Source organism: Streptomyces mutomycini, assembly GCF_001700505.1.
Taxonomy (GTDB): Bacteria; Actinomycetota; Actinomycetes; order Streptomycetales; family Streptomycetaceae; genus Streptomyces; species Streptomyces mutomycini.
On the sequence record NZ_MAPV01000106.1, the window covers coordinates 1 to 15,746 of the forward strand.

Here is a 15,746-nt window from a genome sequence, read left to right on the forward strand (position 1 = left end):
GGCGTACCCGGCCGCCCCGCAGGCGTACCCCGCCGCGCCGGCCCCCGCCTGGGGAGCGCCGCACCAGGGCGGCCACCACCACCGTCAGAAGAGCTTCGGCCGGATGCTGTTCAGCTCCTGACCCGTCTTCACGGCGGGCAGTGCCGCAATGCGGGTCCGGGGCAGGTGCCCGGGCCCGCATTGCATACGGTCGACCGGATTGCGGTCATGATCTAGTCATGACCGGTACCGATGCCTAGAGTTCGGGTCCATGAACTTCCTCGACAGGTCCCGAACTGTCGCGCCCCCGGGGTGGAGCCGCTGGCTCGTGCCACCCGCCGCGCTCGCCGTGCACCTCTCCATCGGACAGGCCTACGCCTGGAGCGTGTTCAAACCCCCGCTCGAATCCGCCCTCGGTCTATCGGGCACCGCAAGCGCTCTCCCCTTCCAGCTGGGCATCGTCATGCTCGGCCTCTCCGCCGCCTTCGGCGGCACCCTCGTCGAACGCAACGGGCCCCGCTGGGCGATGTTCGTCTCCCTCGTCTGCTTCTCCTCCGGTTTCCTCGTCGCCGCGCTCGGCGCCGCCACCGGCCAGTACTGGCTCGTCGTCCTCGGCTACGGCTTCATCGGCGGCATTGGCCTCGGCATCGGCTACATCTCGCCGGTCTCCACCCTGATCAAGTGGTTCCCCGACCGCCCCGGCATGGCGACCGGCATCGCCATCATGGGATTCGGCGGCGGAGCCCTCATCGCCTCGCCCTGGTCCACCGGGATGCTGGAGAGCTTCGGAACGGACCGCTCCGGCATCGCCACGGCCTTCCTGGTCCACGGTGTCGTCTACGCCGCCTTCATGACGCTCGGCGTCCTCCTCGTGCGTGTGCCGGCGGACGGCTGGCTCCCCGACGGCTGGCAGCCGAAGCAGGAGACCCGCAGGCTCGTCACCAACGCCCAGGTCTCCGCCCGCAACGCCCTGCGCACACCGCAGTTCTGGTGTCTGTGGGTGGTCCTCTGCATGAACGTCACCGCGGGCATAGGCATCCTCGAGAAGGCCGTGCCCATGATCCAGGACTTCTTCGCCGACACCTCCACCCCGGTCTCGGTCTCCGCGGCGGCGGGCTTCGTCGCCCTGCTCTCCCTGGCCAACATGGGAGGCCGCCTCCTGTGGTCCTCCACCTCGGACCTGATCGGCCGCAAGAACATGTACCGGGTCTACCTCGGCGTGGGCGCCCTCATGTACGTGGTCATCGCCCAGCTGGGCAACGACTCCAAGCCGCTCTTCATCTGCTGCGCGCTCGTGATCCTCTCCTTCTACGGCGGAGGCTTCGCGACCGCTCCCGCCTACCTGCGGGACCTTTTCGGCACGTACCAGGTGGGAGCCATCCACGGCCGGCTGCTCACCGCCTGGTCCACGGCCGGGGTGCTCGGCCCGCTGATCGTCAACCGGGTCGCGGATGCGGGGGAGCGTGCGGGGCACAGCGGCCCCAGCCTCTACGGGACCTCCCTCACGATCATGATCGGGCTCCTGGTCATCGGCTTCGTCGCCAACGAGTGCATCCGCCCGGTCCACGCACGCTTCCACGAGGCACCGGAAGGGAGCCCCCGTGTCCACCAGCAGTCGTAAGCCGCTCATGACGTTCGTCTGGCTATGGGTCGCCGTCCCGTTCGCCTACGGGCTGTACGAGCTCGTCCGCAAGGCCACCCAGCTCTTCACCGGCTGACCCCCACCGGCCATGACGAAAGCCCCGGTCGTCGAGACGACCGGGGCTTTCGGGCGGTGCGCGATACTGGGATTGAACCAGTGACCTCTTCCGTGTCAGGGAAGCGCTCTCCCGCTGAGCTAATCGCGCAGGGTGAACCTGCGTGTACTGCGTGCGCGATACTGGGATTGAACCAGTGACCTCTTCCGTGTCAGGGAAGCGCTCTCCCGCTGAGCTAATCGCGCGGGGGTCCTTACGGACCGGTGGACGATACTGGGATTGAACCAGTGACCCCTTCCGTGTCAGGGAAGTGCTCTCCCGCTGAGCTAATCGTCCTTGGAGGTGGAGACGGGATTTGAACCCGTGTAGACGGCTTTGCAGGCCGTTGCCTCGCCTCTCGGCCACTCCACCAGGGATGGGGGTTCGGGAAAAATCCCCCATCTTCTGCGAGCGGACGACCAGGTTCGAACTGGCGACCTCAACCTTGGCAAGGTTGCGCTCTACCAACTGAGCTACGTCCGCTTGTCTTTCCCGGTCGGCTCACGCGTCCCGGCGACGTGTTGAACTCTAGCGGATTCCCGGGCCAGCACAAAAACGCGTTTGCGCAGCGTGCTGCACCGACGCCGCCCGCCGCAGGTCATCGCGCGCCGTCCTAGACTCGTATCCGTGCGCCACCTCACCCCCCTCGCCCGCTTCGGTGGCCTCGTCGCCTCCGGTCTGCGGGACGTCACCAGCGATCCCGCGGCTCTCGAATCATCCGGCTTCTGGGCGGTATGCGCGGACTTCGAGGGCCGACTGGTCTGTGCCCGCTTCGCCGACGTCCGGTCCGGAGAAGTGCCGCTCCCCGTCCCCGGGGCCTGGCGCGGGCCTGCCCCGGAGGACTGGACGACCTCACTCGACGAGGACGCCTACACGGCCGGCGTACGAACGATCCGCGAACACATCGCGGCCGGCGAGGTCTACCAGGCCAACCTCTGCCGGGTCCTGTCCGCGCCGCTGCCCGGCCCGGACGCCGACGTGGACGCCCTCACCGCCCTGCTCGCCCGCGGCAACCCCGCCCCGTACGCGGGTACGGTCCGGCTTCCGGAGCACGGCGTGGAGATAGCCACCGCGTCCCCCGAGCTCTTCCTCGCACGCCACGGCCGGACCGTCGAATCCGGTCCGATCAAGGGCACCGGGCGCACCGAGGACGACCTGCTGGAGAAGGACCACGCGGAGAACGTGATGATCGTGGATCTGGTCCGCAACGACCTGGGCCGTGTCTGCGTGCCCGGCAGTGTGAGCGTTCCCGATCTCTGCGTCCTGGAGAAGCACCCGGGTCTCGTCCATCTCGTCTCCACCGTGCGCGGACGGCTCGCCGACGGAGCCGGATGGCCGGAGCTGCTCACCGCGGCGTTCCCGCCGGGATCCGTCACCGGCGCGCCCAAGTCCAGTGCGCTGCGGATCATCGAGGCCCTGGAGACGGCCCCCCGGGGACCGTACTGCGGAGCGGTCGGCTGGGTGGACGCCGACCGGGGCACCGCGGAGCTGGCCGTCGGCATACGGACCTTCTGGATCGACCGCACCGGGACCGCGCCCCTCCTCCGCTTCGGCACCGGGGCCGGCATCACCTGGGGCTCCGACCCGGCGCGCGAATGGGCGGAGACCGAGCTCAAGGCATCCCGGCTGCTCGCTGTAGCGTCGGGCGCATACGAGCAGACAGGAAGGACCACGTCATGAGGATCTGGGTCAACGGCGGACTGCGGGACGCCGACGACGCCCGGCTGTCGGTGCTCGATCACGGCCTGACCGTGGGCGACGGCATCTTCGAGACCGTCCGGGTCGCCGGGGGCCGCCCCTTCGCCCTCACCCGGCACCTCGACCGGCTGACGCGCTCGGCACGGGGTCTGGGACTGGCCGACCCCGGCCACGACGAGGTCCGCCGCGCGGTCGCGGCCGTCATCGAGGCCAACCCCATGGAGCTCGGCCGGCTGAGGATCACGTACACCGGTGGCCTCTCGCCGCTCGGCTCCGACCGCGGCGACGCCGGGCCCAGCCTGGTCGTCGCCCTGGGTGAGGCGGCGCGCCGCCCGGACAGCACGGCCGTGGTCACCGTCCCCTGGACGCGTAACGAACGCGGCGCGGTGACGGGCCTCAAGACCACCTCCTACGCCGAGAACGTCGTCGCGCTCGCGCGCGCCCATGAGCACGGAGCCTCGGAGGCGCTCTTCCCCAACACGGTCGGGCAGCTCTGCGAGGGCACCGGCTCCAACGTCTTCGTCGTCCTCGACGGGCGCATCCACACGCCTCCCGTCACCTCGGGATGCCTGGCGGGGATCACCCGCGCCCTGTGCGTTGAGTGGACCGGTGCGCAGGAGACCGACCTCCCGCTGGACGTGCTCGAGCGGGCCGAGGAGATCTTCCTGACCTCCACGCTCCGCGACATCCAGGCCGTCCACCGGGTCGACGGGCGGGAACTGCCCGGCGCCCCCGGGCCCGTGACGGCGAAGGCCATGAGGGTCTTCGACGAGCGCGCGGCGGACGATCTCGATCCGTGAGCCCGGGCCTTCGTGGTCGCGGGCCCCGGCACCGGAATCCGTAAAAGGGGTGACGGCCCGCCGCCCAGCGGATAGAACACCCTGATGACCACGACCATCCGGCCGGCCGGGCCGGCCCAGCAAGGCGCCGACGGCGCGCGGGCACGCACGTACGACGTGTGCGACAACGGGCGGCCGGTGGGCGCCGTCGACATCTCCACCGATCCGGCGTTCGGCCCTTCGGCCGGCGTGCTGCGGTCACTCGGCATCGAGGAAGCGCACCGGAGGCGGGGCCGCGGGACCATCGCCGCGCTCGCCGCCGAGGAGGTGCTCCGCGGCTGGGGCTGTACCCGGGTGAGCGTGGTGGCCACCGCGGACAACCACGCCGCCCGGGCCCTGGCGGCCGTGCTCGGCTACACCGAGCGCAGCCGGAACATGCTGAAGCGCCTGCGGCGGACCGCTCCCGCGCTGCCCAGCGGGATCACCGGGCGGCCCATGACGGATCAGGAGTACGACGCGTGGGAGGCCACCAGCGTCGGGACGTACGCGCAGGAGTGGGCGGAGCGCGGCGTGCCCGAGGAGCAGGCCCGGCGCAAGGCCGAGACCGATCACACCACGAACCTGCCGGACGGCCTGGCCACCCCCGGCATGTACTTCCACGTCCTCCTCCACGACGGAGTCGTCGTGGGCCATGTCTGGGTGGCCCGGCGCGAGACACCGGACGGCGACGACCTGGGTTACGTGTTCGACATCGAGGTGCGCGAGGAGCACCGGGGGCTCGGTTACGGCCGGGCGCTGATGCACCTCGCGGAGGACATCACGCTCGACGCCGGTCTCGGCCTGCTCGGCCTGCACGTCTTCGCCACCAACACGCCGGCTCTGCGGTTGTACGAGTCGCTCGGTTACGAGGTGACGCAGTACAACCTGGCCAAGGCGCTCTGACCGGCCGCCGGAAGGCCCTGCCGGTCAGCCCCGGGCGGCGAGCAGGCGGTCGGCGATCTCCTCGATGCGCGCGCGCAGCCCCTCCTGGCTCTTCCCGCCGTCCAGCCGCTCGTCGCCGATCACATAGGTCGGAGTCCCGGTGACGCCGATCGCCTTGCCTTCGGCCTGGTCCGCGTCCACGATCAGCAGATGCCGGCCGTCGATCAGCGCGGTGTCGAACTCCTCGGCGTCCAGGCCGAGTTCGCCTGCCACTTCGAGCAGCAGCGGCTCACCCGCGCGGGCGAGGTCGGCGGTGCGGGCCAGCACGGCCTCGATGTACGGCCACCCCTTGCCCTGGTCGACGGCCTCCTCCGCGGCCTGTGCCGCTGCGTAGGCGTGCTTGTGCTTCTCCAGCGGGAAGTGGCGCAGCCTGATCTCCAGCCGGTCGCCGTAGCGGGCGCGGAGGGCGTGGACGTCGGAGAGTGCCTGATGGCAGTCGGGGCACTCGAGCTCGCACCAGAGGTCGAGGACGACCGGCGCTGCGGAGGGGGAATCGCTCATGGAATCAGTCTTTCAGGCCGGACGGGCGCTTCCCAATCGGGACCTGGGGAGGAGCGCGGCCCTGAGATGACCCTGATGCGGTCCCGCGTCGTGGCCCCGCCGGCTGCCGCCGGTGCAGGATGGAAGGGACGCAACCGACTGCTGGAGGCCCCGATGCTTGCCGAGACCATCTGTTCCGCGGTGTCGGCGGCCGGTTTGGGTATCGCCGCCATCACCGCGTACCGAAAGCGGTTCCTCACGGCGACCAGGATCGCCGCCTACTCGCTGGTGCCCGTCGGCCTGGTGATGACCGGTGTCGTCGACTGGGTGTCGGGCATCGTCTTCAAGCCGAGCGTCTGGATCGGATTCGCGCTGCTGGCCGCGGCCTGGCTGCTCTTCATGACCACGCGGGCAGTGGAGCGCCGCAGAGGCTCGACGCGCGGGGAGCGCAAGGCCGCGCGGGCCGCGGAGCGCGGGGCCGCCGTCGAGCCGGCCGCGTCGTCGCCGTCGCTGACATCCGGCGCCGGGGCTTCCGTCCCGCAGGCGAAGGACACGGGGCGGAAGAAGCCTCAGCAGGCGGCCGCGCCCGGTGACGACTTCAGCGACATCGAGGCGATCCTCAAGAAGCACGGGATCTGACGAGCCGCCCCTCGCCCGCCGGCCCGCGGCCGTCCGCCTCGCGTGGATGGGCGGTGAGTGGGGTGTGAATCGATTCATGCTCGCACTGGGGGTGCCGAAAGTCCCGCGCGTGCCCAGCCCCTCGGTATATTTCGAGTCGCGTTGCCCTGATCTTGACGGTATACCGCGCTTGCGGTTAGCGTCCCGAACGGATTGAAACAATTCAATCCGGCGGGCGCGGTCCGGGCGACGGCGCGACGGACCACGCCGTATGTCCGTCCGTGGATTCAGGGACCGGCGCCGACGCGCGGCGCCGAACGCATCAGTGGGGCAGGGCAAGTGGGGCGTGTGGCAGGGATCAAGGACGTGGCCCGGCAGGCCGGAGTCTCGGTGGGCACGGTCTCCAACGTGATCAACCGTCCCGAGGCGGTGCTTCCCGACACCAGGGCCCGTGTGCTGGCGGCGATCGAGGAGCTCGGATACGTACGCAGCGAGTCGGCCAGGCAGCTCAGGGCGGGCCGCAGCCGCATCATGGCCCTGCTCGTGCTGGACATGGGCAACCCCTTCTTCGTGGACATCGCCCGCGGCGCGGAGCGCACGGCACGGGAAGCCGGTCTCGGCGTGATGGTCTGCAACAGCGGTCAGAGCCAGGAGGAGGAGGCCGAATATCTCGGGCTCTTCGCCGAGCAGCGGGTCTGCGGCGTGCTGGTCACCCCGGCGGACGCCACAGGCGGCAATCTCGAAGCCTTCGCCCGCCACCGGATTCCCTATGTGCTGGTCGACAGGGTGGCGGCGTCCACCGAGAGCTGTGCCGTTTCCGTCGACGACGTACGCGGCGGCACGCTCGCCGTCGGGCACCTCGTCTCGGCGGGGCATCGCTCCGTCGCCTATGTGAGCGGCCCCGGCGACCTGCACCAGATCAGGGACCGACGGGAGGGCGCCCTCGCGGCGCTCGCCGAGGCTGGGCTCGGCCCCGAGGCACTCGTCGAGATCCCGTCCGACCGCCTGGACGTGGCGGCGGGCCGCGACGCCGGGGCCAGGCTGCTCGGCCTCGTACCCAGGCCGACCGCCGTGTTCTGCGCCAACGACCTGCTGGCGCTCGGCGTCCTGCAGTCGCTGTACGCCGCCGGTGTGCGGGTGCCGCAGGACGTCGCCATCGTCGGCTACGACGACATCGAATTCGCCGCGGCCGCCGCCGTGCCCCTCACCTCGGTCCGTCAGCCCGCCGTGGTGATGGGCAGGATGGCGGCGGAGCTCCTCCTGGAGGAGGCGGACGACGCGAACGGAAGCCACCGGCACCGGAGCGTGGTGCTCCAGCCGGAACTCGTCGTGCGCGCGTCCAGCGCCGCCCCGCGCTGACCGCGGCGACGGGGCGGGGAGCCGCACCTGCTGGTCCCGCCGGCCGCCGCTGCCGATGTGCGCGGGGCGAACGTACGAGGGACCCTCGGACGCGGGAGCGAATCGTGTCCATCCCGGAATGGGTGAACTCTCCCTGTGAAAGGCTCTGTTGATCGCCAACAGGGCCGCTCTGCGTCATGATCGCTACGAGATGGTGGACACCTCCCGGGGCGATGCCCCCGCACCCCCTGCCGAAGAGCCGCGCGGCTGCCTCTTCGCCCTTTCCCAGCCCCCGTTGATGATCTTCCTGACGGTCGTCGGCGGCCTCCTGCTGATGGCGGCCCTGCACGATCTCTTTCTCCTGTGAGCGGCCGGCGCGCCCGGATGCCCACCGCGCCCAGGAGCCGGCCACCTCCCGGCCGGTGGGCCGGGAGGTCAGGGAGCGGGAGGTCAGCCCGCCGCTTCCCGGCGCCGGGCCCGGTACGCGGCGACATGGAGCCGGTTGCCGCAGGTGCGGCTCGAGCAGTAGCGGCGGGAGCGGTTGCGCGACAGGTCGACGAAGGCGTCCCTGCAGTCCGGGGCCTCGCAGCGCCGCAGCCGTTCCTGCTCGCCGGCCACGACGATGAAGGCGAGGGCCATGCCGCAGTCGGCCGCGAGGTGGTCCGCGACGGAGGCGTCCGGCGCGAAGTAGTGCACGTGCCAGTCGTAGCCGTCGTGGTTCGTGAGCTGCGGCGTGGTGCCGGCCGCGGCCACCAGGCCGTTGACGAGGTCCGCCGCGGTGCGGGCGTCGGGTGCCGCGAATATCTCGGCGAACCGGCCCCGGACGTCCTGCACGGCGCGCAGGTCCTTCTCGCCGAGAGTTCCGACGCCGCTGATGTCATGGCGCTCCGCGAAGGCGTAGAGCGCGGAGAGCTCGGCGAGCCCGTCGCCCGTGTCGCCCTCCGGTGCGGTGTTCACCAGATCGACCACCGTGTCGAGGGCGATCCGGGTGTCGTGTGGGATCAGCACGCTTCGCTCCCTGGCCTCCGGCGGACGGGTGTCCGCCGATGGCGGCTGACTCTACTGGCTCGGCGAAGGCGCTCAGGGCCCGGTGCGGCCCGAGGGGGTGGGGGAGGCCCTTTTCCCGGCCGCCTGCGCCGCCGGGGCCGTGATGGCCTCCTGGTGGCCTTGGGGGCGGCTCCGGTGGTGACGGCGGAGGCGGCAAGGTGCTGGTGGTGCTGGCGGTGCGGCGATCGCTGCCCGCCGCCCGGACGGCCGGCCACTCTGCTGTCTCGCGTCCCCGGCCACCGGCCGCCGGTGTTCCGCCCCTCGCCCCGGCCGGCGCGCAGCGGCGCCGCCGCCGCGGTGGGTTCCGCGGCGACGGCGCCGGTGTCTGCCCTATGAGGTTGTCCGCGCGACGCCGTCGCCCCGAGTCGGACGGCGTCCCGCAGCTCTCTGCCTGGCTCAGCTCTCGGCCAGGATGTGCGAGAGCTCCGTATCGAGGTCGAAGTGACGATGCTCGGTGCCCGGTGGGACTGCGGCGTCGGTCCTCTTCAGGAACGACTCCAGAGCCCTCGCCGGGGCTTCCAGCAGGGCTTCGCCCTCCGGGGAGCTCAGCGCGATGCAGACGACGCCTTGGCCGTGACTCCGTGATGGCCAGACGCGGACGTCTCCGGTGCCGGTGGGCCGGTGCAGCCCCTCGGCAAGGAGGTCACGGGCGAAAACCCATTCGACCGTCTCCTCCGCTCCGGTGTGGAAGGTGGCGTGCACGGCATAGGGATCGGCCGTGTCATACCGCAGGCCCGCGGGTACAGGCAGTGAGGACTCGCTCGACACAACGAGGCGCAGGTGCAGCTCGCAGCTGACCGTGGTGTTCATAAGCGCCAGGGCCTTTCGCTCAGTGTGCGCTCGGGGATTCGCACGTCGGCGAAATCGACATGCCACCTACGGTGGCGTTGTAAACCCCTCTGACCTATTTGTCGTGCTTCAGGTCGCTCGTCCAGCGGTGTGTAACTTTGGGTCATGCGTCCATTCCGGTGACGATCGCGCTTCCGGTAGGTTGGGCCCCATGAACGCGGAGAGTGACGAGCGGAAAGAGGTCGCCGCGACGGTGGCCCCTCGGTCCGCTGCGGGGGACGGGCAGGCGGCGGAGCGCGAGCTGGGCTCGCGGGCGCCCGGGTTCATCAAGGGGTCGCGGGTGCTGCACCTGAGCTGGCAGGCCGGGATCTTCATCGTCGGTCTCGCCGTGGTCGGGGCGGGCATCGTGATGCTGCCGCTGCCCGGTCCGGGATGGCTGGTGATCTTCGGCGGCATGGCGATCTGGGCGACCGAGTTCGTCTGGGCGCAGCTCGTCCTGCGCTGGACCCGGCGCAAGGTCACCGAAGCCGCCCAGCGCGCCCTCGACCCCAAGGTCCGGAGGCGCAACATCATCCTCACCACCGTGGGGCTCGTGATCATCGCGGTGCTGGTCGGGATCTACGTCTGGAAGTTCGGCATAGTGATGCCGTGGAAGATCGAGCGGTGACCCGGTGATGGTCCTGGGGCACCGCTGACATGGGGTAATGTTTGCCGTGCGCCGGGGCGATTAGCTCAGTGGGAGAGCGCTTCGTTCACACCGAAGAGGTCACTGGTTCGAACCCAGTATCGCCCACCCCGGACCGATGGCCCGGAAGCTTCTGAGAAGCTTCCGGGCCATCGGTGTTTCCGTGTGCGCGCACCCTCGGCCCCCGCGCCCCTTGTTCGGTCTGTCGTCGTGCCGCCGAAATTTCGTCCTAACCGTTGACGCGCTCCCTGCCGCTCCTTACTTTGACCCAGCAAGCGCTTTCTAAAACGATTCAATGCGAACGGTGGGGGCGAGCTATGTCTCGGAACAACGGCATGGACAGGCGGCAGATGCTGAAGCTGGCCGGCCTCTCGGCGGCCGGTCTCGGGCTTACGGCGGCAGGCTGCGGATCGGGCAGCGGTTCCGGCGGCCCGGTCACCATCCGGCACTCGTGGTGGGGCGCGGACGACCGCGCCAAGAAGATCCAGAGCTGCGTCGGGCTCTTCGAGAAGAAGCACCCGAAGATCAAGGTGAAGACCGACTTCCAGCAGTACCCCGACTTCTGGAAGAAGTTCAATACGCAGGCGGCCGGGGGGAACCCCCCGGACGTCATCCAGAACGCCGTGACCTTCCTGCGCAAGTACGAGGCGAAGAACGTCCTCCTCGACCTCGCCCCTCAGGCCGAGAAGGGCAACCTCGACCTCGGCGGTTTCCGCTCCGGGCTGGAGAAGTTCGCCGAGATCGACGGCAAGCTGCTCGGTGTCCCGGTCGGCAGCAACTCGATGGCCCTGGTCATCGACGAGAAGGTGTACGAGAAGGCGGGCATCGCACCCGAGATCGGCTGGACCTGGGACGACTGGTACGCCGGCCTGCGGAAGATCAGGAGCGGGCAGAACGTCGCCGGCGACGCCGGACCGCACGGCGTGATGTACCTCTACGACCTGATCCTCCGCCAGAACGGCAAGGCGTTCTTCACGGAGGACGCCCTGGGCTTCGGCGAGGCCGAACTGCTGCCGTACTGGACCGAAGCCCTCGAGCGCGTCAAGGCCGGGCTCTATGCCGACCCCAACAAGGTCGAGCAGATCAAGCCCGCGTCGGCGACCGCCAAGGGCCTGTCCGCCGGCGAGTTCACCTGGGACAACTTCTCGGTCCGCTACAGCGCGGAGGGCAGGAGCAGCTACGGCCTCGCGCCCATCCCCAGCACCGACGGCAGGAAGACCGGCCAGTACCTCGGCTCGCTGATGCTGAGCGGAACGGCCCGCACCAAGCACCCCGCCGAGGTCGCCACCTTCATCAGCTTCATGACCCACGACCCCGAGGTCGCCCGGATCATGGGATACGACCGCGGTGTGCCCGCCACCACCGCGCAGTTCGAGGCGTACGAGCCGTCCGACGCGCCCAGCAAGGCCATCGCCGCGTACGAGACCGCGATCGCCGACGCGGGTGTGCTGGAGCCCATTACCCCGCACCCCGCCGGCGCGGACGTCATCGAGGCGGCCTTCCTGCGCATCAGCGCCGACCTCTCCCTGGGCAAGACCTCGCCGAAGGACTCCGTGAAGCAGTTCTTCTCCGAGGCGAAGACCGCCCTCGCCTCGAACTGAGAGGACCGTGGTGACTCACATCCACACCTCCCCGGGCGCACTCGCCACCGGGGGCGACCGCTCCGCCGCCAAGCGGAACGGTCCCGGAGGAATCGCGCCGCCCGTCCCCCCGAAGCGGCGGGACAGCGGCGAGAACCTGGCGGGCTATCTGTTCATGTCGCCCTGGATCGCGGGCTTCCTGTTCCTGGTCGCCGGTCCGATGGTGTTCTCGCTGTACCTGTCGTTCACCGAGTACAACCTGTTCGAAGCCCCGCGCTGGATCGGCCTGCAGAACTTCACCGACATGTTCGCCGACCCCCGCTGGCGCCAGTCGGTCAAGGTCACCTCCTGGTACGTGCTGATCGGCACCCCGGTCAAGCTGGCCGCGGCGCTCGCCGTCGCCATGCTGCTCGCCCAGAAGCGCTGGGGCCAGTCCTTCTACCGGGCGGCCTTCTACGCCCCTTCCCTGATCGGCGCGAGCGTCTCGGCGGCCATCGTCTGGCGCGCGCTGTTCTCGGACGACGCGATCGTCGACCGTACGCAGAAGGTGTTCGGCGTCGAGGTCGGCGGCTGGATCGGCGACCCCAGCATGATCATCTACGCGCTGATCGCCCTCACCGTCTGGCAGTTCGGCGCGCCGATGGTCATCTTCCTGGCCGGTCTCAAACAGGTGCCGCGTGAGCTGTACGAGGCGGCCGAGGTGGACGGAGCCGGCCCCTGGCGCAGGTTCTTCCACATCACCCTGCCGATGATCTCGCCCGTGCTGTTCTTCAACGTCCTGCTGGAAACCATCCACTCGTTCCAGATCTTCGGCTCGGCCTACATCGTCAGCAACGGCAGCTGCGGACCGGCCGACGCCACGCTCGTCTACACCTGTTACCTGTACGAACAAGGCTTCGTGAACAGCCGCATGGGATTCGCCTCGGCCATGGGATGGCTGCTGCTGCTCGCGGTCGGCCTGGTCACCGCCGTGCTGTTCTGGTCCCAGAAGCGCTGGGTGCACTACGAGGAGGGCGGCCGATGAGTCTCCTTGCAGCAGCTGTACGGCGCCGGGGACCCGGCGCACTCGCCTGGCACCTCGGCGCGCTCGTCATCCTCGGCGTGGTCCTCTACCCGGTGGTGTGGACGATCGGGGCCTCGTTCAAGCCCAGCGCCGAGATCATCGGCGCCCTGGACCTGTTCCCGGCCGACCCGATCGGCGACAACTACACCCGGCTGACCGAGGGCATCGCCGACATCCCGATCTCGACGTTCTTCCTCAACTCGACGTACATCGCCGTCGGTTCCGTGATCGGCGTGGTGCTGTCCTGCTCGCTGACCGCCTACGCGTTCGCGAAGGTGCGGTTCGCCGGCCGCAACGTCATGTTCGCCATCATGATCGGCACCCTCCTGCTGCCGTACCACGTGCTGATCATTCCGCAGTACGTCCTGTTCCAGAAGCTGGAGCTGATCAACACCTTCACCCCGCTGCTGATCGGCAAGTACCTGGCAACCGACGCCTTCTTCGTGTTCCTGATGGTCCAGTTCATGCGCGGCCTGCCCAAGGAGCTCGACGAGGCGGCGCGGCTGGACGGCTGCGGGCACCTGAGGACCTACTGGTCCATCGTCATGCCGCTCTGCCGGCCGGCACTCGTCACCAGCGCGATCTTCACGTTCATCAACGCCTGGAACGACTTCATGGGCCCTCTGCTCTACCTCAACGAGCCGGACAAGTACACCGTCTCCATGGGGCTGAAGATGTTCATCGACCAGGACGCGGTGGCGGACTACGGCGGCATGATCGCCATGTCACTGGTCGCCCTGCTCCCGGTGCTGGCCTTCTTCGTGGCCTTCCAGCGGTACCTGATCGACGGCATGGCCACCTCGGGCCTGAAGGGCTGACGCACCGTGGCGACGAAGACCCGGACCCCGGCGAGGCGTCCGCGCGTGATGGACCGCTTCGCCCTGTTCTCCGAATGCCTGCTCGTCGGCGTGTGGATCGCCGTGGCCGCGCTGCCCCTGGTCACGTTCCCCGCGGCCTTCGCCGCGGGGACCCGGCACCTGAGCCGCTACCTCGCCGGCGAGCAGGGCGGCCTGCGCGAATTCGCCGCCGACGCCCGGGCCGCAGCCCGCGGCGGGTGGGTCGTGGGCGCGGCCGTATGGGCCGGCGCGGCCCTGCTCCTGCTCGACCTCGCGGCCGTGGACGCCGGGCTGCCCGGCGGCTCCTTCGTGGGAGCCGTCGGCATCCTCGCCATGATCGGTCTCCTGGTCGCCGTCCTGCGCGCCGCTTCGTGCTGGGAGCCCGGCGCCCGCTGGAGCACGCTCCTGGCCGAGTCGGGCCGCACGACGGTGCGCGACCCGGCCGGCTCCCTCCTCCTCGTCTGCGGGATGGCCGTCGTCGTGCTGTCCGGTGCCCTGGTGCTGCCGCTGGCGGTCCCCGTCCTCGGGGCCGTCGCGGCCGCGGCCACCGCGGTGCGGGCGCGACGGCTCTCCCGCTGACCCCTCGGACCCGCCCTCCTGCTCGTTCCCTGTCCCGATTCCCGTACGGAGAGAGGCACAACCATGTCCAGGATGCCCCGCAGGACGCTCCTGAAGGCCGCGGCAGCGGCCGGCGCGGCCGCACAGTTCAGCTGGTCCCTCGGCGCCGCCCCCGCCTCCGCGGCCGGGAACGCGGATCACACCGGCGAACCCGTCGCCCTCACCTGGCTGGAGTCCGGCGGCCTCGGCGCGGCCCCCGGCTCCACGCTCGGCGTGCCCTGGCCCAAGGGGCAGTACGCCAAGGACCAGACGTTCGCGCTGTCCACGGAGGACGGCAAGGACGTACCCGTCCAGACCTGGCCGATCGGCTACTGGCCGGACGGCTCGCTCAAGTGGACCGCGCACGCCGTGGGGCCCGAGGCCGACGCCAGGAAGCTCTCCCTCACCGCCGGCGTCCCGGCGGCCCCGTCGAAGAAGGTCACGGCGGTCCGTGAGGGCGGCACCATCACCGTCTCCACAGGGGTGATCACCGCCAAGCTCGGAACGAACGGCTCCGCCCTCGTCAGGACCGTCACGCGCGGCTCCACCGAGATAGCCCGTGACGGCCGGCTCGTCCTCGTACGCCAGGGCGAGATCGAGGACGGCGACCAGGGCGGCGAGAAGTACGAACGCTACGAGAGCGTCATCGAAGAGGCCGTCGTGGAACAGGACGGGCCGGTCCGGGCCGTCGTCCGCATCGACGGCAGGCACCGCAAGGGCTCACGGTCCTGGATGCCGTTCTCCGTACGCCTCTACTTCTACGCGGGCGCGGACTCCTTCCGGATGGTGCACACCATCACCTACGACGGCACCGTCGAGCCCGGCAAGGCCGCCGGCGACTTCGTCAGGGGCCTCGGCGTCCGTTTCACCGTGCCCATGCGCGACGAGGCCTACGACCGGCACGTCCGCATCGGCGGCGACGGTACCGGGCTGCTGCGTGAAGCCGTGAAGGGCGTCACCGGACTGCGCCGCGACCCCGGTGCCGCCGTGCGCGAGGCGCAGTTCGCCGGCCGGAAGCTTCCCGACCCCGCCACCTGGGACCAGCGGGTCACCACCCGGCTCCAGTACATCCCCGAATGGGGCGACTACACCCTCTCCCAGCTGTCCGCCGACGGATTCGGTCTGCGCAAGCGCACGAAGAAGGGGCACGGCTGGATCGGCGCCGGAGGCGGCAGGCGGGCCTCCGGATTCGGATACGTCGGCGGCCCCAGCGGCGGATTCTCCTTCGGACTGCGCGACTTCTGGGAGAAGCACCCCGCCCAGCTCGACATCCGTGACGCGCACACCGACGAGGCCGAGGTGACCCTGTGGCTCTGGTCGCCCGAGGCCCAGCCCATGGACCTGCGCTTCTACCACGACGGTATGGAACAGGACACCTACGCCGAACAGCTCGAAGGCCTCAACATCACGTACGAGGACTACGAGCCCGGCTTCGGCACCCCGTACGGCATCGCGAGGACCAGCGAACTCCTCTTCTGGGCCAACGAATCCACCCCCGCCCCCGAGACCCTCGCCCAGCAGGTCGACGCCGTACGCACCC

Annotated in this window: 17 protein-coding genes, 6 tRNA genes and 1 pseudogene; 16 read left to right on the forward strand and 8 right to left on the reverse strand. The window is 70.1% G+C overall.

Annotated elements, in window-relative coordinates; all coding sequences use genetic code 11:
* The 3 genes and pseudogenes from BFF76_RS33825 to BFF76_RS34680 form a co-directional block, all read left to right on the forward strand.
* A pseudogene (locus BFF76_RS33825) lies at positions 1 to 121 on the forward strand (zf-TFIIB domain-containing protein); the annotation flags it as partial.
* Between the two features lie 129 nt (positions 122 to 250).
* The gene (locus BFF76_RS16320) at positions 251 to 1,600 is read left to right on the forward strand and encodes an L-lactate MFS transporter (RefSeq protein WP_053930998.1); all 1,350 of its coding nucleotides are present in this window, start codon (positions 251 to 253) and stop codon (positions 1,598 to 1,600) included.
* 7 nt (positions 1,601 to 1,607) lie between these two features.
* Entirely contained in the window at positions 1,608 to 1,697 is a 90-nt protein-coding gene (locus tag BFF76_RS34680; protein WP_417814622.1) for an MFS transporter small subunit, read from the forward strand.
* Positions 1,698 to 1,754: 57 nt separating this feature from the next.
* Here the strand turns inward: BFF76_RS34680 and BFF76_RS16325 are convergent.
* The 5 genes from BFF76_RS16325 to BFF76_RS16345 all read right to left on the reverse strand — a co-directional run bounded on the left by BFF76_RS16325 (position 1,755) and on the right by BFF76_RS16345 (position 2,198).
* Positions 1,755 to 1,826: transfer RNA gene (locus BFF76_RS16325), tRNA-Val, on the reverse strand.
* Positions 1,827 to 1,849: 23 nt separating this feature from the next.
* Positions 1,850 to 1,921 (reverse strand) — tRNA-Val (locus BFF76_RS16330).
* 19 nt (positions 1,922 to 1,940) lie between these two features.
* Positions 1,941 to 2,012, reverse strand: a tRNA-Val gene (locus tag BFF76_RS16335).
* A gap of 1 nt (position 2,013) precedes the next feature.
* Positions 2,014 to 2,087, reverse strand: a tRNA-Cys gene (locus tag BFF76_RS16340).
* A 38-nt stretch (positions 2,088 to 2,125) separates the two neighbouring features.
* Positions 2,126 to 2,198 (reverse strand) — tRNA-Gly (locus BFF76_RS16345).
* A 144-nt stretch (positions 2,199 to 2,342) separates the two neighbouring features.
* Between BFF76_RS16345 and BFF76_RS16350 the strand changes: the two genes are divergently transcribed.
* The 3 genes from BFF76_RS16350 (at position 2,343) to BFF76_RS16360 (ending at position 5,134) form a co-directional block, all read left to right on the forward strand.
* Positions 2,343 to 3,395: a chorismate-binding protein gene (locus tag BFF76_RS16350; RefSeq protein ID WP_053930999.1), complete on the forward strand. Its 1,053-nt coding sequence runs from the start codon at positions 2,343 to 2,345 to the stop codon at positions 3,393 to 3,395.
* Positions 3,392 to 4,213, forward strand: coding sequence for an aminotransferase class IV (locus BFF76_RS16355; protein WP_053931000.1), 822 nt, complete (start codon positions 3,392 to 3,394; stop codon positions 4,211 to 4,213). Before BFF76_RS16350 ends, BFF76_RS16355 begins: the two co-directional genes overlap by 4 nt.
* 84 nt (positions 4,214 to 4,297) lie before the next feature.
* Positions 4,298 to 5,134, forward strand: a complete 837-nt coding sequence (locus BFF76_RS16360; RefSeq protein ID WP_031097647.1) for a GNAT family N-acetyltransferase — start codon at positions 4,298 to 4,300, stop codon at positions 5,132 to 5,134.
* Between the two features lie 24 nt (positions 5,135 to 5,158).
* Here the strand turns inward: BFF76_RS16360 and BFF76_RS16365 are convergent, their stop codons facing one another.
* Positions 5,159 to 5,674, reverse strand: a complete 516-nt coding sequence (locus BFF76_RS16365; RefSeq protein WP_031097650.1) for a DsbA family protein — start codon at positions 5,672 to 5,674, stop codon at positions 5,159 to 5,161.
* A 153-nt stretch (positions 5,675 to 5,827) separates the two neighbouring features.
* On the opposite strand from BFF76_RS16365, the gene BFF76_RS16370 reads away from it, so the two are divergent.
* The 3 genes from BFF76_RS16370 to BFF76_RS32700 all read left to right on the forward strand — a co-directional run bounded on the left by BFF76_RS16370 (position 5,828) and on the right by BFF76_RS32700 (position 7,976).
* The gene (locus tag BFF76_RS16370) at positions 5,828 to 6,292 is read left to right on the forward strand and encodes a hypothetical protein (RefSeq protein WP_031097652.1); all 465 of its coding nucleotides are present in this window, start codon (positions 5,828 to 5,830) and stop codon (positions 6,290 to 6,292) included.
* A gap of 327 nt (positions 6,293 to 6,619) precedes the next feature.
* Positions 6,620 to 7,630 carry a LacI family DNA-binding transcriptional regulator gene (locus tag BFF76_RS16375; protein WP_381823646.1) on the forward strand — a complete coding sequence of 337 codons (1,011 nt, stop codon included), beginning with the start codon at positions 6,620 to 6,622 and terminating at the stop codon, positions 7,628 to 7,630.
* A gap of 148 nt (positions 7,631 to 7,778) precedes the next feature.
* Entirely contained in the window at positions 7,779 to 7,976 is a 198-nt protein-coding gene (locus tag BFF76_RS32700; RefSeq protein ID WP_141695616.1) for a hypothetical protein, read from the forward strand.
* An 83-nt stretch (positions 7,977 to 8,059) separates the two neighbouring features.
* Here the strand turns inward: BFF76_RS32700 and BFF76_RS16380 are convergent, their stop codons facing one another.
* A complete protein-coding gene (locus BFF76_RS16380; RefSeq protein ID WP_031097654.1) occupies positions 8,060 to 8,617 on the reverse strand; it encodes a CGNR zinc finger domain-containing protein in 558 nt (185 codons plus the stop codon).
* 435 nt (positions 8,618 to 9,052) lie between these two features.
* On the reverse strand, positions 9,053 to 9,466 hold the full coding sequence (locus tag BFF76_RS16385) for an SsgA family sporulation/cell division regulator (protein WP_003959770.1): 414 nt from the start codon (positions 9,464 to 9,466) through the stop codon (positions 9,053 to 9,055).
* 190 nt (positions 9,467 to 9,656) lie between these two features.
* Between BFF76_RS16385 and BFF76_RS16390 the strand changes: the two genes are divergently transcribed.
* The 7 genes from BFF76_RS16390 to BFF76_RS16420 form a co-directional block, all read left to right on the forward strand.
* On the forward strand, positions 9,657 to 10,112 hold the full coding sequence (locus BFF76_RS16390) for a TIGR02611 family protein (protein ID WP_031097656.1): 456 nt from the start codon (positions 9,657 to 9,659) through the stop codon (positions 10,110 to 10,112).
* A 54-nt stretch (positions 10,113 to 10,166) separates the two neighbouring features.
* Positions 10,167 to 10,238, forward strand: a tRNA-Val gene (locus BFF76_RS16395).
* A 209-nt stretch (positions 10,239 to 10,447) separates the two neighbouring features.
* The gene (locus tag BFF76_RS16400; protein WP_031097657.1) at positions 10,448 to 11,731 is read left to right on the forward strand and encodes an ABC transporter substrate-binding protein; all 1,284 of its coding nucleotides are present in this window, start codon (positions 10,448 to 10,450) and stop codon (positions 11,729 to 11,731) included.
* A 10-nt stretch (positions 11,732 to 11,741) separates the two neighbouring features.
* Complete coding sequence (locus BFF76_RS16405) at positions 11,742 to 12,734, forward strand: carbohydrate ABC transporter permease (RefSeq protein ID WP_031097659.1); 993 nt, start codon at positions 11,742 to 11,744, stop codon at positions 12,732 to 12,734.
* On the forward strand, positions 12,731 to 13,591 hold the full coding sequence (locus tag BFF76_RS16410; RefSeq protein ID WP_065848491.1) for a carbohydrate ABC transporter permease: 861 nt from the start codon (positions 12,731 to 12,733) through the stop codon (positions 13,589 to 13,591). Before BFF76_RS16405 ends, BFF76_RS16410 begins: the two co-directional genes overlap by 4 nt.
* Positions 13,592 to 13,639: 48 nt before the next feature.
* On the forward strand, positions 13,640 to 14,188 hold the full coding sequence (locus BFF76_RS16415) for a hypothetical protein (protein ID WP_042836989.1): 549 nt from the start codon (positions 13,640 to 13,642) through the stop codon (positions 14,186 to 14,188).
* A 63-nt stretch (positions 14,189 to 14,251) separates the two neighbouring features.
* On the forward strand, positions 14,252 to 15,746 hold a 1,495-nt coding region (locus tag BFF76_RS16420; RefSeq protein WP_478077425.1), incomplete at its 3' end, for an exo-rhamnogalacturonan lyase family protein.

Bases quoted from the DNA above. Each gene is read 5' to 3' on its own strand.
- BFF76_RS16320 (WP_053930998.1), top strand. From the start codon at position 251: ATGAACTTCCTCGACAGGTCCCGAACTGTCGCGCCCCCGGGGTGGAGC.
- BFF76_RS34680 (WP_417814622.1), top strand. From the start codon at position 1,608: ATGACGTTCGTCTGGCTATGGGTCGCCGTCCCGTTCGCCTACGGGCTG.
- BFF76_RS16355 (WP_053931000.1), top strand. From the start codon at position 3,392: ATGAGGATCTGGGTCAACGGCGGACTGCGGGACGCCGACGACGCCCGG.
- BFF76_RS16360 (WP_031097647.1), top strand. From the start codon at position 4,298: ATGACCACGACCATCCGGCCGGCCGGGCCGGCCCAGCAAGGCGCCGAC.
- BFF76_RS16365 (WP_031097650.1), bottom strand. From the start codon at position 5,674: ATGAGCGATTCCCCCTCCGCAGCGCCGGTCGTCCTCGACCTCTGGTGC.
- BFF76_RS16370 (WP_031097652.1), top strand. From the start codon at position 5,828: ATGCTTGCCGAGACCATCTGTTCCGCGGTGTCGGCGGCCGGTTTGGGT.
- BFF76_RS16385 (WP_003959770.1), bottom strand. From the start codon at position 9,466: ATGAACACCACGGTCAGCTGCGAGCTGCACCTGCGCCTCGTTGTGTCG.
- BFF76_RS16390 (WP_031097656.1), top strand. From the start codon at position 9,657: ATGAACGCGGAGAGTGACGAGCGGAAAGAGGTCGCCGCGACGGTGGCC.
- BFF76_RS16400 (WP_031097657.1), top strand. From the start codon at position 10,448: ATGTCTCGGAACAACGGCATGGACAGGCGGCAGATGCTGAAGCTGGCC.
- BFF76_RS16410 (WP_065848491.1), top strand. From the start codon at position 12,731: ATGAGTCTCCTTGCAGCAGCTGTACGGCGCCGGGGACCCGGCGCACTC.
- BFF76_RS16415 (WP_042836989.1), top strand. From the start codon at position 13,640: ATGGACCGCTTCGCCCTGTTCTCCGAATGCCTGCTCGTCGGCGTGTGG.